Here is a 15,637-nt window from a genome sequence, read left to right as displayed (position 1 = left end):
TTATGTCATGAAAGCAGCCCACTCACTCCAGCACCAATTTCTGATCGCCATGCCAAACTTAGATGCCTCGTGGTTTGAAAAAACCGTGATTTATGTCATCGAAGATAACGATGCAGGCACGACAGGCCTGGTGATTAATAAACCCCACAGTTTAAACGTGGGGCAAATCCTTGAACACTTCCATATTCATGCCGAGCTGTCGCCAAGCGAGCTGAATGAAGCGATTTTAATGGGCGGGCCAGTCGACATTGAACGCGGCTTCATTCTGCATCAGCCGGTCGGTGATTGGCAAAATACGGTTGACCTCAATCAAGATCTTGGCTTGACGGTTTCAGAAGATTTCTTGCAAGCCTTAGCGGCCGGAACCGCGCCCAAAGATCATATTATTTGCTTGGGTACCGCCTCTTGGGGTAAAGGTCAACTGGCTAGCGAAATTCAACGCAACAATTGGCTAACCGCTCCTTACAATGCGAGCCTTATTTTTGAAACCCAACTCGAAGCACGTTGGAAAGTCGCGCTCGGTATGCTGGGCGTATCGCCCGAGTTTTTAAGTGGTGAAGCCGGACATGCCTAAGCTTCCAGAGGGACTAGTGATTGGGTTTGACTTTGGACTGAAACGTATCGGTGTGGCGATCGGTCAAACCGTTACACGCACCGCCAGCCCGCAAACCATTGTCAATAGTCGTGATGGTGTGCCAGACTGGAAACACATCACACAACTTATCGAGCATTGGAACCCTGTGGCCATTGTGGTCGGCTTGCCCATGCACCTTGATGGCAGCGAGCAGCCCTTTACCCAAAGTGCACGCAAGTTTGGCCAACGTTTACATGGCCGCTACCAACGCCCGCTGTTTTTTATTGAAGAACAACTTAGCTCACATGAAGCCGAACAACGCTTAAAATCTCGCGCGCAAGCCACTACACTATTGGACGCGCATGCCGCTCAAATTATTCTAGAAAATTGGTTAAGCCACTATGACGACACTGAACTTTGACATCAATCAACTGCTGAACGAACTCGCGCAAAAAGTACGCGAGCATAAACTTTTTGACGAACAAGCCAAGCTGATTGGTATTCGTACCGGTGGAGAATGGATTGCACAAGGCTTACACCAACGCCTGAACATAACCAGCCCATTAGGTGTGTTAGATATTTCATTTTACCGTGATGATTTTTCAAAAATTGGCCTAAACCCGGCCGTGCAACCTTCCAGCATTCCTTGGAGCATAGATGATCAACATATATTTTTGATTGACGACGTTCTTTATACTGGTCGTACCACGCGAGCGGCGATGAATGAAATCTTTGACTATGGTCGCCCTGCCAGTATTACCCTGGTGAGTCTGGTGGATCGTAAGGGCGCACGTGAACTGCCGATTCAACCCGATATCAGCGCGTTGCAAATGCAATGTCATCAAACTTTAAAGCTATCGGGGCCAGAACCCTTAAGCATGACCTTAATTGAGAACGCGGAGGCCGATCAATGAGTGCTCGATTAACTCGTCCCAACATCCAATTAAATGAACATGGCAAACTCAAACACTTCCTCACACTGGAAGGTTTAAAGCCACATCACTTAACCGAAATCCTGGATACCGCTGAATCTTTCTTAAACCCTCATACCAATGAGATTAAGAAAGTGCCCTTGCTACGCGGCAAAACCATTATGAACCTGTTTTTTGAGCCTAGCACCCGCACCCGTACCACTTTTGAAATTGCGGAAAAACGCCTATCCGCGGATGTAATGAATCTCAACATTAGTGCTTCGGCCACCAAAAAAGGCGAGTCGCTGCTCGATACTATGTGGAACCTAGAAGCCATGCAGGCCGATATGTTCGTAATTCGCCACTCCGAAAGCGGCGCAGCGCACTTCTTTGCGGAGCATGTCGCACCCCATGTACATGTACTGAATGCTGGCGACGGTCAACACGCGCACCCGACCCAAGCTATGCTAGATATGTTCACAATCCGTAAGCTCAAAGGTGATGTGTTTGATTTAAAGGTCGCAATTGTAGGTGACATTTTGCATTCACGCGTTGCCCGTTCTCAAATTCAAGCCTTAAGTTTATTGGAAGCGCGCGAGATCCGTGTGATCGGTCCTAAAACCTTGATTCCACCTTTCCCAGAAGCGCTCGGAGTTCATGTCTTTCACGATATGGAAGCCGGCCTGGAAGGCGTGGATGTAGTTATTATGCTGCGCTTACAAAACGAACGTATGCAAGGGGCGCTGTTACCCAGCGAACAAGAATACTTTGACCTTTACGGCTTAACTGAAAGACGCCTAGCTTATGCCAAACCTGATGCGATTGTGATGCACCCGGGACCGATTAACCGAGGCGTAGAAATTGATTCGGCCGTAGCGGATGGCCCTCAATCGGTGATTCTGCAACAGGTAACCTACGGCATCGCGGTGCGCATGGCAGTAATGTCAATCATCATGAGTAACGCCGCCCTGCTGGCTCAATCTCAAGGCGAAGCGATTGATTCAAGCGATACCGAAGAAAAAGCCGCGACACAGGAGCGTCCAGAATGAAAATAGTCATCCAAAACGGCCGTATTATTGACCCTAGCCAAAACCTGGATCGTACCGCAAACCTGTATATTGCACGCGGTCACATTGTGGGCATAGATACGCCACCCGAAGGTTTTGAACCGAATCAAACCATTGATGCCCAAGGCAAATGGATACTACCAGGCCTGGTGGATATGCAAGCGCGTTTAGGCGAACCTGGCCACAATCAAACCGGCCACATTGCTTCCGAAACCAAGGCGGCGGTGGCTGGCGGCATTACCAGTTTATGCTGCCCGCCTGACACCGACCCGGTCACCGATACCCAAGCGGTCGCTGAGTTAATTCAACGCCGAGCACGTCAGGCGGCTACCGCGTTTGTTATGCCAATTGGTGCCTTAACTCAAGGTCTAAAAGGTGAGCGTTTAAGTGAAATGTATGCGCTTAAACAAGGCGGCTGTGTTGCACTTAGTCAAGCCAATCAGCCAATTCAAAACCCTTTGATTCTTAAAAACGCACTCGAATATGCCGCCTCGCATAATTTATTGGTTTTATTGCGCAGTGAAAACCAGCAACTTAAAAATCATGGCGTTGCGCATTCCGGGGCCGTCAGCACACGACTAGGCTTGCCCAGCATACCAGCTTCGGCTGAAACCACCGCCTTGGCACGTGATTTAATCCTGGTTGAAGAAGCAGGCGTTCGCGCGCACTTTTCACAAATATCCTGCGCGCGCTCGGTTGAAATGATTCAACAAGCCAAACAACGCGGCTTGCCAGTGACCTGTGATGTGGCGATTCACCAGTTATTCTTAACTGAAATGGACTTGCTGGACTTTAGCTCACTGCTACACGTAAGCCCGCCTTTACGCAGCCAAGCCGATCGTGATGCCCTGCGAATGGGAGTTAAAACTGGGGTTATTGATGCGATTGTGAGCGACCATACACCACTTGGACGCGATGAAAAGCAACTGCCGTTTGGCGAAAGTCAACCAGGCATCAGTGGACTCGAAACTTTGCTGGCCTTAACGTTAAAATTGGTTGATGAAAAAGTGTTAAGTCTGTCACAAGCAATTCAATTACTCACAGAACACCCTGCGAATATTCTTGGACTCAATTGCGGTAGTCTACAAACCGGGAGTAGCGCCGACTTGGTGATTGTTGACCCAGAGGATTATTGGACACTTACGTCTGACAGCATGCTTTCAGAAGGCAAAAACTCACCTTTTATAGGTTGGGAATTTAACGGGCAAGTTGAGATGACGCTTTTCCAGGGGCGCCCTGTTTATTTAGCCAACGCGGTGTAACTCAGTATGCGTACCCGGCTAGATGCCATCTTTATCAGCCAACAAGTGCAGAAGAATGGCTTTTGGTTGATTCAGGTCGAACTGAGTCAGTTGAGCGAGTTAGGCGTGGGCACGCGCTTTATCCACGAACTCGACCAGGCCTGGTTGTTCCAAAAACAAACCCTGTATTTAACGCTATTGAGTCAAACAGATTGGCATGGCTTACAACCAAAGCAAGCCTTCAGCTTAGAGATCATGCCTAGTCAACAGACATTTGACCCGCAAACACCACAAGTTTGGCTAGGCTCAGAGCTTAGCCAAGCGGCCGTATTTGATGCGGCCAAACGTTGGCAACAAAGTCCAAAACCTAAAGCACCGATGATGGCATTGCTGCATGCACAACAAGGCTTTATGTTTCAGCCCAAACCAGCCAAATTTTTAGTCAATATTAACGCCGAAGCGATTGGAACTGCACCCTTGCTTGAAGACTGGGGGATTGCCAATCGGCTAGCCTCAGATTCGGGCCTTCCTGGCTCACTCGAAGGGAATATAGTCGATCTATACCAGGCCTGGTTACAAGCGTATCACCACCAGGCCTGGTCAGTTTATGGTTTTTTGCCCGACAATCAGTACCAGGCCTGCTTAAAGCTGAGTCATGCCTACCCAAACATTGACTGTCAGCTACAGCCGATATAAGGCCAGAAACTCAACAAGCCTTAGTGCTTAACGGTCGCTGATGTGGCTAGAGCCCTTGCGCAACTTATGCGCTAACAACTCCAACTCTTTAGCAAAGTCGTGCTGCGCTTGTGAGTAAACAACACTCAATGATGCTTCGATTAAAGTTTCAAGCTCATCAAAATGCTCGTCCGCTAAGCTCGCTATTTGTTGTTCATCCAGCATAGTTTTAAAATGCTCGACAATTTGGGCCGCGTGGCCTTTGATTTGCACACTCATGACTTTGTCCTTGTTGTACGTTTAACCCTTATATAAAACGATTCTAATCGCCCTGAAAAATATCATCACCACTGCTTAATATTAGGGGATCTGGCTGGCCAACAATCTCTTCACTTTTGCCTTCATAAGGCACGCTCTGCAATATATATCGCATACAAGCTAAACGCGCGCGTTTTTTATCGTTCGACTTAATCACCGTCCAAGGCGATTCGGCCGTATTGGTATAGAAAAACATATCTTCTTTCGCCTTAGTGTAATCTTCCCAACGATCAAGTGACGCTAAATCCATCGGACTCAGTTTCCATTGTTTAAGCGGATCTTTTTTGCGCGCATTAAAGCGTCGCAATTGTTCCTTACGCCCCACCGAAAACCAAAACTTCATCAAACGCACTTTATCGGCCACCAACATGCGTTCGACTTCAGGCGCTTGATGCATAAACTGGGTGTATTGTTGTGGCGTACAAAACCCCATAACTCGCTCAACTCCGGCACGGTTATACCAGGAACGGTCAAACAATACGATTTCACCGGCCGTAGGCAAGTGCTCTAAATAACGCTGAAAATACCATTGCCCTTTTTCACGCTCACTCGGTTTATCCAAGGCCACCACACGCGCGCCACGCGGGTTCAGGTGCTCCATAATGCGTTTGATCGTGCCACCTTTACCCGCCGCATCTCGCCCTTCAAAAACCATCACAATGCGTTCATCATTTTCTTTGACCCAACGTTGCATTTTTAACAGTTCAATTTGCAATGCACGTTTAGTTTCTTCATATTCTTCACGCACTAGTTTATCTTCATAAGGGTAATTACTTTCACTCGACTTTACGGGTTTCACAGGCTCTCCTTTGATCTCAAGCTCTAGCTTTTTATACTACACCTATTTGCATAAATACATAGAGCACAACCAACCTAAGCCGGGCTAAATAACGACCAATCATTTCAAACCTATTTATCATCAACTCACAAGGGTTTGCTAAAATGGCTTTGAACGAACAAATAGAAGGCGCTTAACATGAATTACCAGGCTAACTTAGAACAAGTGACTCACCGCATTCGAGCCGCCGAGCAACGTTTTAAGCGCTCAGAGGGTTCGGTCAAACTCTTAGCCGTCAGTAAAACCAAACCGATCGAAGCCGTTAATGCTTTAGCCGAACTGGGCCAAACCGCATTTGGTGAAAACTACTTACAAGAATCCTTGGATAAAATCGCACAACGTCCTGATTTAGAATGGCACTTTATTGGACCAATTCAATCCAATAAAACCAAACCCATTGCTGAACATTTTAACTGGGTACAAAGCGTAGATCGCCTCAAGATTGCACAACGTTTAAGCCGTCAGCGTCCTCCCGAATTGCCTGCACTCAATATATTATTACAAGTTAATATTAGCCAAGAAGACACCAAATCAGGTTTTAGTCCACAAGAATTACTTGAGCAAGTCGAACAAGTTACTCAATTACCTAATCTAGTTTTACGAGGACTGATGGCGATTCCCAAAGCCGAAACGGAGTTTGATCAACAAAGGGCTGCACTCGCAGAAATGTTCGATTTATTTCAACAGGTTAAACTCAAACTACGCACCCCTGATTTCGATACCTTATCGATGGGTATGTCGGGAGATTTAGAAGCCGCGATTGCCGAAGGGAGCACAATGGTACGTATTGGTACCGATCTATTTGGGGCGCGTAATTACGCACTTTAAGGCCAGAACAACTTATAACTCCGTTGATTCTGAACGACAATATTTTATACCCCAATCCAACAAACTAGGTTGAAACTTCTGCTTCAGCCTGTATATTAGCGCCGCTAAACATACGAACCATCACATCGTAAAAATAAGTATATAAGAATAAGATAATATTGAGGAGCTCTCCATGTTAAATAGCATTTCCGCCAAACTACTCTTCCGAATGATCCTTGTCAGTGCGGCAGGCCTGGTGATCGGGTTAGGTATGGTGTTTAAATCATCATCCGACCTGCAATACACCACGGCTGAAAATTTAGCGTTAGAAAAACGCGAACAGTCGTTGATGTTTATAAACTCAAAAGTAGGCGCAACTTTAAATACGGTACAAGGTATTGTGGCGGGCAACCCCAACATGGGGCAGTTCTTTTTAAACCAAGACCATCAAGGCCTGCATGACATCACCACCAAAGTCGCAGCGGACTTTAAACGTTCAACCGATTACAACAACTTATCCTTTGTTGCCTTTGACCGCGATAACCAAATATTTGTGCGCTCTTTTAAACCCTTACCTGATCCGGCGATTGGCAAAAAAGCCCCACGTGATTTTTCAGATCTATTACGTGGACGTCAGCACAGTAGCGCGAGCATCGATTTATCTGGCGTGGGTTTATTTATTACCGCCTCTGTCCCGGTTATGGCACCAAATTCGGATTCTGAAGTGGTGGGTATATTAGACATTCGAACCGGCTTGGGAAGCATTGTTAACCAAATGGCCGAAGACGGTGCTTATATGGTCGCCCTCATCAACCAAACCGGTTTAAAACGCTGGGCAAAAGGGGCTGACAATCCTAAGCTTGGCTCTTACAACCTTGCTCACCAAAGCTGGTTTAATCAGTCTAGTACTTGGTTTGACGGTTTAGATGTGGACAGCCTAGTGGCAAAAGACTTTACCATAACCGATGATAAAGTTATTTCCACCGCGCCGATCAAAAGTAGTGATGGTAATACCATTGGTTATTACTTGATCGGCATGGATATGTCGCACCCTGATATGGTTAATGCCATGGAAGGTGTGAACAGCGTGATCTTGATTATGTTTGTGTTGATCATTGGCTTAATTGTCGCCTTAATGCTGTTTTTATGGCAAGCCACCAAAAGCATCATCACGAAACCCATTCAGTCTATTTTAAATGTGATTCGCGAAGTTGAACAAACCGGCAAAATTGATACCCAACTTGACAGTAAAGCTCATGATGAAGTGGGGGCGATGACGCGTGCGTTTGCCTCTTTACTGCACCAAATTAACCAGGCACTTAATGAAGCTAACCACACCGTTTCGGCGATTGCCAACGGTGACTTTAGCCAATCCATGCAAGGCGATTATCGTGGTGATTTGCGTACCCTAAAAGAAGGCGTGAATGCCTCCGCGAAAAGTGTGTCGTTTATGATGGATGAACTTTCCAAAGTGATGCAGGCCTTAAAAGACGGTCAATTTAACGTCCGAATGGATGAAAAGGTGGCTCCTAACTTCCGAGCTTTAGTCGAAGGCGCACTGCAATCGATGGAAACTGTGATGGTCGAAATCAACCAAACCTTATCGGGTATGCAGCAAGGTCAGTTCAACTTGCGCGTTGAAGCTGACGCGAGCGGTGAACTATTAACCCTTAAAAACCACGTGAATGAATCTTTAAGCGCCCTCGAATCGGCAATTAAAGAGATCAATCAAATCATGGCCGCGCAAGCACAAGGCGACTTGAGCCAGACCATTCAAGGTGAGTATCAAGGTGAATTGGACGAATTAAAACGTGCAATTAACGCTTCAAGTGACCAATTAAACAAAATTGTCACTGATGCGATTGAGGTTTCCAGTCAAGTCACTAATGCCGCAGACGAAGTGTCTCGCGGTGCGATGGATTTGAGTGACCGCGTACAACAGCAAGCCGCGTCGGTCGAAGAAACTTCAGCGACCATGGAGCAAATGAATAGCGCCGTACAAAATACCAATGACCACGCCAAGCGCGCAGCCGAAGTCGCGCATGACGTTCAAGGTAAAGCCGAGCAAGGTAACAAAGTTATGGCCGATACGATTGAAGCCATGAGCTCAATTCAAGAATCGAGCCATAAAATTAGCGACATTGTCACCTTAATTGATGGCATTGCGTTCCAGACCAATCTACTAGCATTAAATGCAGCGGTTGAAGCCGCACGAGCTGGTGATCATGGTCGTGGCTTTGCTGTCGTGGCGGGTGAAGTCCGAGCCTTGGCACAAAAATCTGCCGAAGCTGCTAAGGACATCAAAAACTTAATTGATGAAAGTGTTGGGCGGATCGATCAAGGTACCAAACTCGCAACCGAGTCGGGTGAAGTTCTATCTCAAATCATGGGCTCAGTAGAAGATGTTTCCGGCATGATTGAGCAAATTGCACAAGCCTCGACCGAACAAGCCGAAGGTATTTCGCAGGTGAATAAAGCGATTGCACAAATCGACAGCGGCACCCAGCAAAATGCGGCCTTGGTTGAAGAAACCAGCGCGGCAGCCGAAAGCTTAAATGAACAAGCACAAGTGTTACGTGATGATATGAGTCGCTTTAAAACCAAGTCGCATAAAGCCACCTTGGCTAAACCGGCTAGCGCACCCAAATTGGCTAAACCGGCGAAACCGAAAATGTCGTCAAACGAAAAGCCTGAACCCAAACAGCTCTCAGAAGCCAAGGATTCGGAGCAGGATAAACCCGCCGCGTCTCCAAGCCAAAATAAACCGGCGATGCCGTTAGCTAAACAACCGGCCAAATCATCCGAGGGGGATGAATGGGCCGAGTTCTAAGGCCAGCTTTAAATCGTTAAACTAAACGCCCTGCTCCGTCAGGGCGTTTTTATTCCCATCAAACAAGTTCCTCTTGTAAAATAACCTAAACTTTAAACAAGGAAGGTTGTATGTCGCGCACACTGATTAAACAAGCCACCATGGTAAATGAAGGCAAACAACAAGTTGTCGATCTGTTAATTGAACAGGGCCGAATTGCCCAAATAGCGCCACAAATTGACTGTGCAGCCGACCAAGTGATTGATGCGGAAGGTTTGCATTTAATGCCGGGGATGATTGACGACCAAGTGCATTTTCGTGAACCAGGCCTGGTGGCTAAAGGTGATATTGCCACTGAATCACGCGCCGCGATTGCCGGTGGTATCACATCTTATATGGAAATGCCCAACGTTAACCCTCCTACTATCAGCCTAGAAGCACTGGAAGCTAAATATGGCCTTGGTGCACAAAAATCCTGGGCGAACTACTCCTTTTATCTGGGTGCAACCAATGACAATGCTGACGAAGTCGCGCGTGTTAACCCTAAAAACGTATGTGGCGTCAAAATATTTATGGGATCGTCCACCGGCAATATGCTGGTCGACCGCGAAACTGCATTGCGTAATATTTTCCGCCAAAGCCCAATTTTGATTGCGACCCACTGCGAAGACACGCCAATGATCAAAGAGCAAGAAGCGCTCTATCGTGAACGCTATGGTGAAGATGTGCCGATGAGTGCGCATCCGCTTATTCGCTGTCATGAAGCCTGTTATAAATCATCTTCCATGGCGGTGGAGCTAGCCAAAGAAACCGGTGCGCGTTTGCATGTGTTACACATTACCACCGCCGATGAATTAGCCTTGTTTGAACCCGGTCCGGTCGAATCCAAAAAAATTACCGCTGAGGCCTGTGTACATCATTTGTGGTTTAACGACCAAGATTACGCAACACACGGTTCTTTAATCAAGTGCAACCCAGCCGTTAAAACTCAGTCGGATCGGGATGCGATTCGCCAAGCCCTGATTGAAAGCCGCATTGATGTCATCGCCACTGACCATGCACCGCATACTTGGGAAGAAAAGCAAAACAGCTATTTCAAAGCCCCAGCTGGTTTGCCGCAAGTTCAGCAATCTCTCAGCGCTTTATTAGATCTTTATCACCAAGGTGTATTTAGTCTGGAATTGATTGTAGATCGGTTTTCTCACAACGTCGCACGCTTGTATCAAATCGCCGACCGTGGTTTTATTCGTGAAGGCTACTGGGCCGATCTGGTACTGGTCGATCTAAACAAGCCGCATACCGATGATAAAGCGCACAACTTATACAAATGCCAGTGGTCGCCTTGGGAAGGTCACACATTTAAATCCAGCATTAATAAAACCTTTATAAACGGTGAATTGATGTACGATCAAGGTCAATTCGCGGCATTTAAACCCGGACAGCGTTTAACATTTAACCGTTAATTCGCTTTATTTACAGGTTATTTAAAGGAGCATTGCTTATGGCACTCGAATCTATGAACCCCGCAACCGGTGAAGTATTCGCCCAATACGATAGCTGGGATCAGGACACGCTAGATTTAGCCGTAAAACGCGCCGGACAAAAGTTTGCCGACTGGTCACAACGCACGACCATGGCCGAGCGTTGCGATTTAATGCAGCGTGCAGCTGAGGTGCTGAAAAATCAAAAATCCGATTTAGCACGTTTGATTACCCTGGAAATGGGTAAATCCATTAAAGAGGCTGAAGCGGAAATTGAAAAATGCGTTTGGGTTTGTGAGTATTATGCCGACAAAGGGCCGGATTTTTTAGCCGATGAAATCGTTGAAACCGATGCTAGTAAAAGCCTGATTTGTTATCAGCCTATGGGTGTTGTGCTCGCGGTCATGCCGTGGAACTTTCCTTTCTGGCAGGTATTTAGATTTGCCGCACCGGCTTTAGTAGCTGGAAACATTGGACTATTAAAACATGCATCCAACGTCCCACAATGTGCTCAAGCCATCGAAAAAGTCTTTTTGGATGCCGGTTTCCCTGAGTCTGTATTTACCAATTTAATGATTGGAGCGGATAAAGTTGAAAGCGTGATTCGTAATCGTTATGTACGCGCCGTGACCTTAACTGGCAGTGAACCCGCTGGTCGAAAAGTCGCCGCAATCGCGGGTTCAGAACTTAAGAAAACCGTATTGGAACTGGGTGGCTCAGATCCCTTTGTGGTGCTCGACGATGCCGACATCAAACTGGCGATTGAAGGCGCGGTAACCAGCCGATTCTTAAATATGGGTCAAAGCTGCATTTCCGCCAAGCGCTTTATTGTAGATCAGAATATTTTTGAACCGTTTGTCGAGCAGTTTAAGCAAGCAATTGAGACCAAGTTTGCCGCCGGCGATCCGATGGATCCAAACACAACCTTGTGTCCGATGGCGCGCCAAGACTTATTAGACGAGCTACACCAGCAGGTCACCGAGTCTGTCAAGTTAGGCGCTAAAGTGATCACTGGCGGTCATCAAATCGATCGCCCAGGCAGTTATTATGCGCCCACCATCCTCACTAATATTTCAAGTAATATGCCAGCGTTTAGTGACGAATTTTTTGGTCCGGTGGCGATCATGCTAAAAGCGTCTGAACCAGCTCATGCGACTGGTTTAGCGAATGCCACAGACTTTGGTTTGTCGGGTTCCGTTTGGAGTCGAGATATTGCCACCGCCGAAACCATTGCGCGCAATATGGAATCAGGTGCTTGTTATGTCAACGGCATCAGCAAATCAGATCCGCGTCTGCCTTTCGGTGGCGTGAAAAATTCAGGTTACGGACGTGAGTTGTCTTCTCAAGGGATTCGAGAATTTGTCAATGTGAAGTCGATTTGGATTAAATAACGTAACTTGTTGGCTCGGCATTGCTGACCACCAGGCCTGGTGGTCAGGTCTTCAGCTTATCTTTGACTCAATTGAACGTTTAAGGCGCGACCATGGTACGGTTTCGGCCTTGATTTTTAGCTTCATACAAAGCCTTATCGGCGCGCTGGATTACTTGATCCAAGTCCTGATCATTTGGGCGATAACTGCTCACCCCAATGCTAATGGTAATGGGTAAACTCTGACCATTATAATCGGCTGGGTTACCTTCTACCGCTTCGCGAATACGCTCGGCAAGTAATAAGGCTTCCGACTCCGGCGTATTAGGTAATAAAATCGCAAACTCTTCGCCACCTAGTCGACCAACAAAGTCAACTTTGCGCACCGATTCGGCCATTACCTTAGCCAGATTAATCAATACCGCATCCCCCGCCGCGTGACCATAATCGTCATTGACCTTCTTAAAATGGTCGGCATCCACCATTAAAAAGCTAAAGCTATTATCATAACGTTGTGCACGCTCAAATTCTTCATCCGCAGCATTCATAAAGTAGCGCCGATTCCAAATTTGAGTCATATCATCTATGGTCGCCAAATCTTTTAAACGCGCTTCGAGCTCTTTTCGATCTGTAATATCCTGCTGAAATCCATTCCAGATCCAATCGCCATTGGCATCTTGTTCTGGATCATTGTCTTCAATAAGCATCCAACGCGTTTCACCATCCAGAATGAAACGCCCCTCCCAAACAAAAGCTTCATGATTACGCCAAGCAAAAGCCTGCCTCTCTTTTAACTCGGGTAAGTCTTCTGGATGAACGTGTTTAAATTCGAGTATTAAGTCGGCTGATTCAACACCATTCATTTGCAAAATTTGTTTGTTGCAATACTCGAAAAAAGGCTCGCCCGAAGCACTAAGACGAAACGTATAAAGCCCCAAGGGTACCTGGGAAGAAAACTGACGGTATTGCTCATTGACTTTCCTGAGTGCACGTTCATAATCCCGGCGCGAAAACGCATTCGTTACAGTTTCTGCAACTACTTGCAATAAAATAATTTTTTCATTTGGCCAGTAATAATGGCTGCGTACTACATCTATACCTAAAAAACCCACCGCTTGAGCATTCTCAACCATCGGAATCATTAACACGGACTTAACATCTTGCTCCAATAAACATTCGCGCTCTGGAGCAAGGTTATCATCCAATTTTGCCACATCAGGGATATGCATAACTTGCTGCATTTCAAGCTGCGCTTCCATCCACGGAAACAATGACATACTAATATTCTGCAAATTATCGATTTGCGCACTTGTGCCATCCGAGCACCACTCGAAAGTGTTCGATATAGTGCGAACTCCCGAATCATATTGAAAAATATAGCATCGATCCACTTCAAAAAACTGACCAATTTCAGCTAGCGTCAACTCTACAGCTTGATCAAGTTGTTCAGGCCCAGTATTAACCAATCGTTTGGATATTTTAGCTACCAATTTTTCAAACGCTAACTGCTGTGCCGACTCGCTATCGGCTTCTCGCTTGCCAGACAAGTCTTCAACAACCCCTAATCCACCTTCAACTTGGCGATTGGATGCTCGAACCGGACAGAGTACAGCTGAAATTGGAACATCCTTGCCTGAAGTAATGGAATGATATTCAATTTCTAAGCTAGCCATTTGGCCTTTCAAAACCTTAGCAATGCTGTCACTGACTCTTTGATCTGGCAGATTGAGCATATCCAAGCCGATCAATTGTTCTCTTGATGAGGACAGCAGTGTCACAAACATATCATTACAATCCACTAACTTACCATTGGTATCAAACACAAATACCGCAACTGGCGAATTAGCCAATAACGCAGCAAACCAAGGCTGAAGTAGATCAGCCTCGGCAAAAGTGGTTGGCTTGTTGATGGTTTTTAAATTTACCATTTAGCCATGACTCGGCAAAAGAATGTTTTTAAATATTCCGTTTCAGGGATGGCTGGATGAACCGGATGGTCAGGTGCCTGATGAGCTTGATCAAACAATTGAACGGTGCGATCTATATGACTAGCGGCAACTTGAATTTGATTTAAAAGGGCATCCCGGCTCATATGATGTGAACAGGAAGCCGAAATCAAAATACCGTTTGGCGATAACAAACGCATGGCTAACTCATTGACTCGGCGATAGCCTTCTGAACCGGATTTTAAATCTTTTTTTCGCTTCACAAACGCCGGCGGGTCAACAATCACGACATCAAACTTTTCAGCTTGACCAATTAAGGCGGTCATAACTTCAAACGCATTGCCTTGGTAACTGGTGACTTTATCGGCCACACCATTTAGTTCAGCATTGAGATGCACCCCATCCAGTGCAGGTTCAGACGCATCCACACAAGCGACTGACTCAGCGCCAGCCAAAGCCGCTTGAATGCCCCAACCACCTAAATAGCTGAACACATCCAGCACACGTTTGCCCTCCACCATTTGCGACATGCGCGCACGTGCTGAACGATGATCGTAAAACCATCCGGTTTTTTGACCTCCCAGCACCGGCACCACAAATTTTGCGCCATTTTCGATCAGGGTGACTTGTTCTGGTAGCTCGCCATACGCCAACTCTTGATAACGGGATAAACCTTCTAATTCGCGGCTTGCCATATCGTTACGCCATACAACTGCGCGCGGGTGATAGAGGTTAATCAACACCTGTAAAATATCTTGTTTTACAGCCTCCATACCTGCGGTGCCAATTTGCACCACAAACACGTCATCAAATCGATCGATCACCAGGCCTGGTAGGCCATCACTTTCACCAAACGCCAAGCGATAATAAGGTTCGCTATACATCACTTCACGCAAAGCTTGCGCTTGTTGTAAGCGCTTTTTGAAGAAGGTTAAGCCCAATTGATGCTTAACATCTCGCGTAAATACGCGCGCGCAGATTAATGTATTCGGGTTGACATAAGCCAAGCCCAAAGGTTTACCATTGCTAGCCTCGACCACCACTTGTTGCCCGGCTTCAAATGATTTTAAAGGCGTAGTTTGGGTGTCGACTTCGTTGCTGAATACCCAAATGTGGCCTTGTTTAATGCGGCGATCTTCGTTTTTCTTTAAGCGTAAGCTTGCTAAATCAGCCATCTATTTCCGCCTGGTATTCTTCTGAGTCCATCAAATCTTCCAATTCAGCTTCGTCATGGGGGGCAATTTTGATTAACCAACCGCCATCATAGGGTTCATCGTTAATCATCTCGGGTGTGTCTTCTAATGCCTCGTTAAGTGCGACGATTTCGCCACTCACTGGCGCATGAATATCCGATGCCGTTTTCACCGATTCAATCATTAAGACATCATCACCTTCACTGACATCTGCACCTACTTCCGGGAAGTTGACCGCCACAATATCGCCCAAAGCTTCTTGCGCAAAATCCGTGATGCCGACAACCACCAAGCCGTCTTCATCTAAATAAGCCCACTCATGACTTTCAGCATACTTTAAGTGACCGGGTAATACGCTCATTCTGGTCTCCATCTAGAGGATTAATTAAGGCAAATATGATAACACCG

At 46.5% G+C, this 15,637-nt stretch carries 15 protein-coding genes; 10 read left to right on the top strand and 5 right to left on the bottom strand.

Annotation, left to right across the window (positions count from 1 at the left end):
- Positions 1–7 precede the first annotated feature (7 nt).
- From N746_RS0102225 to N746_RS0102200, 6 genes are read left to right on the top strand one after another with little or no spacing between them, the layout of a single operon-like run.
- Positions 8–574 (top strand): YqgE/AlgH family protein, encoded by a 567-nt coding sequence (locus N746_RS0102225; protein WP_029933733.1) that lies wholly within the window; start codon positions 8–10, stop codon positions 572–574.
- Positions 567–995: a Holliday junction resolvase RuvX gene (gene ruvX / locus N746_RS0102220; protein WP_029933732.1), complete on the top strand. Its 429-nt coding sequence runs from the start codon at positions 567–569 to the stop codon at positions 993–995. The genes N746_RS0102225 and ruvX overlap by 8 nt, the downstream gene beginning before the upstream one ends.
- On the top strand, positions 976–1,488 hold the full coding sequence (gene pyrR / locus N746_RS0102215) for a bifunctional pyr operon transcriptional regulator/uracil phosphoribosyltransferase PyrR (protein WP_029933731.1): 513 nt from the start codon (positions 976–978) through the stop codon (positions 1,486–1,488). Before ruvX ends, pyrR begins: the two co-directional genes overlap by 20 nt.
- Positions 1,485–2,534: an aspartate carbamoyltransferase catalytic subunit gene (locus N746_RS0102210; RefSeq protein WP_051678460.1), complete on the top strand. Its 1,050-nt coding sequence runs from the start codon at positions 1,485–1,487 to the stop codon at positions 2,532–2,534. The genes pyrR and N746_RS0102210 overlap by 4 nt, the downstream gene beginning before the upstream one ends.
- Positions 2,531–3,814, top strand: a complete 1,284-nt coding sequence (locus N746_RS0102205) for a dihydroorotase (RefSeq protein ID WP_029933729.1) — start codon at positions 2,531–2,533, stop codon at positions 3,812–3,814. The genes N746_RS0102210 and N746_RS0102205 overlap by 4 nt, the downstream gene beginning before the upstream one ends.
- A 6-nt stretch (positions 3,815–3,820) precedes the next feature.
- Positions 3,821–4,489, top strand: coding sequence for a hypothetical protein (locus N746_RS0102200; RefSeq protein WP_051678459.1), 669 nt, complete (start codon positions 3,821–3,823; stop codon positions 4,487–4,489).
- A gap of 27 nt (positions 4,490–4,516) precedes the next feature.
- On the opposite strand, the gene N746_RS0102195 is transcribed toward N746_RS0102200, so the two are convergent.
- Together N746_RS0102195 and ppk2 are read right to left on the bottom strand one after the other, a co-directional pair.
- Entirely contained in the window at positions 4,517–4,747 is a 231-nt protein-coding gene (locus N746_RS0102195) for a hypothetical protein (RefSeq protein WP_029933727.1), read from the bottom strand.
- Positions 4,748–4,790: 43 nt separating this feature from the next.
- Positions 4,791–5,585, bottom strand: a complete 795-nt coding sequence (ppk2, locus tag N746_RS0102190) for a polyphosphate kinase 2 (RefSeq protein ID WP_029933726.1) — start codon at positions 5,583–5,585, stop codon at positions 4,791–4,793.
- Between the two features lie 177 nt (positions 5,586–5,762).
- Between ppk2 and N746_RS0102185 the strand changes: the two genes are divergently transcribed.
- The 4 genes from N746_RS0102185 (at position 5,763) to N746_RS0102170 (ending at position 12,112) form a co-directional block, all read left to right on the top strand.
- Positions 5,763–6,452, top strand: coding sequence for a YggS family pyridoxal phosphate-dependent enzyme (locus tag N746_RS0102185; protein WP_029933725.1), 690 nt, complete (start codon positions 5,763–5,765; stop codon positions 6,450–6,452).
- 172 nt (positions 6,453–6,624) lie between these two features.
- Entirely contained in the window at positions 6,625–9,261 is a 2,637-nt protein-coding gene (locus N746_RS0102180) for a methyl-accepting chemotaxis protein (RefSeq protein ID WP_051678458.1), read from the top strand.
- 110 nt (positions 9,262–9,371) lie between these two features.
- The gene (locus N746_RS0102175; protein WP_029933723.1) at positions 9,372–10,703 is read left to right on the top strand and encodes a dihydroorotase; all 1,332 of its coding nucleotides are present in this window, start codon (positions 9,372–9,374) and stop codon (positions 10,701–10,703) included.
- 38 nt (positions 10,704–10,741) lie between these two features.
- Positions 10,742–12,112 carry an NAD-dependent succinate-semialdehyde dehydrogenase gene (locus N746_RS0102170; RefSeq protein WP_029933722.1) on the top strand — a complete coding sequence of 457 codons (1,371 nt, stop codon included), beginning with the start codon at positions 10,742–10,744 and terminating at the stop codon, positions 12,110–12,112.
- A gap of 79 nt (positions 12,113–12,191) precedes the next feature.
- Here the strand turns inward: N746_RS0102170 and N746_RS10565 are convergent, their stop codons facing one another.
- The 3 genes from N746_RS10565 to gcvH are packed head-to-tail and all read right to left on the bottom strand — an operon-like array spanning position 12,192 to position 15,590.
- Positions 12,192–14,018: a diguanylate cyclase gene (locus N746_RS10565; RefSeq protein ID WP_051678457.1), complete on the bottom strand. Its 1,827-nt coding sequence runs from the start codon at positions 14,016–14,018 to the stop codon at positions 12,192–12,194.
- A complete protein-coding gene (locus tag N746_RS0102160) occupies positions 14,012–15,211 on the bottom strand; it encodes a class I SAM-dependent rRNA methyltransferase (RefSeq protein ID WP_029933720.1) in 1,200 nt (399 codons plus the stop codon). The genes N746_RS10565 and N746_RS0102160 overlap by 7 nt, the downstream gene beginning before the upstream one ends.
- A complete protein-coding gene (gcvH, locus tag N746_RS0102155) occupies positions 15,204–15,590 on the bottom strand; it encodes a glycine cleavage system protein GcvH (protein WP_029933719.1) in 387 nt (128 codons plus the stop codon). The genes N746_RS0102160 and gcvH overlap by 8 nt, the downstream gene beginning before the upstream one ends.
- Positions 15,591–15,637: the final 47 nt, after the last annotated feature.

Source organism: Thiomicrospira pelophila DSM 1534 (genome assembly GCF_000711195.1).
GTDB lineage: Bacteria > Pseudomonadota > Gammaproteobacteria > Thiomicrospirales > Thiomicrospiraceae > Thiomicrospira > Thiomicrospira pelophila.
The sequence above is the reverse complement of the archived record's forward strand: the minus strand, read 5'-3'. Positions and strand labels throughout refer to the sequence as shown.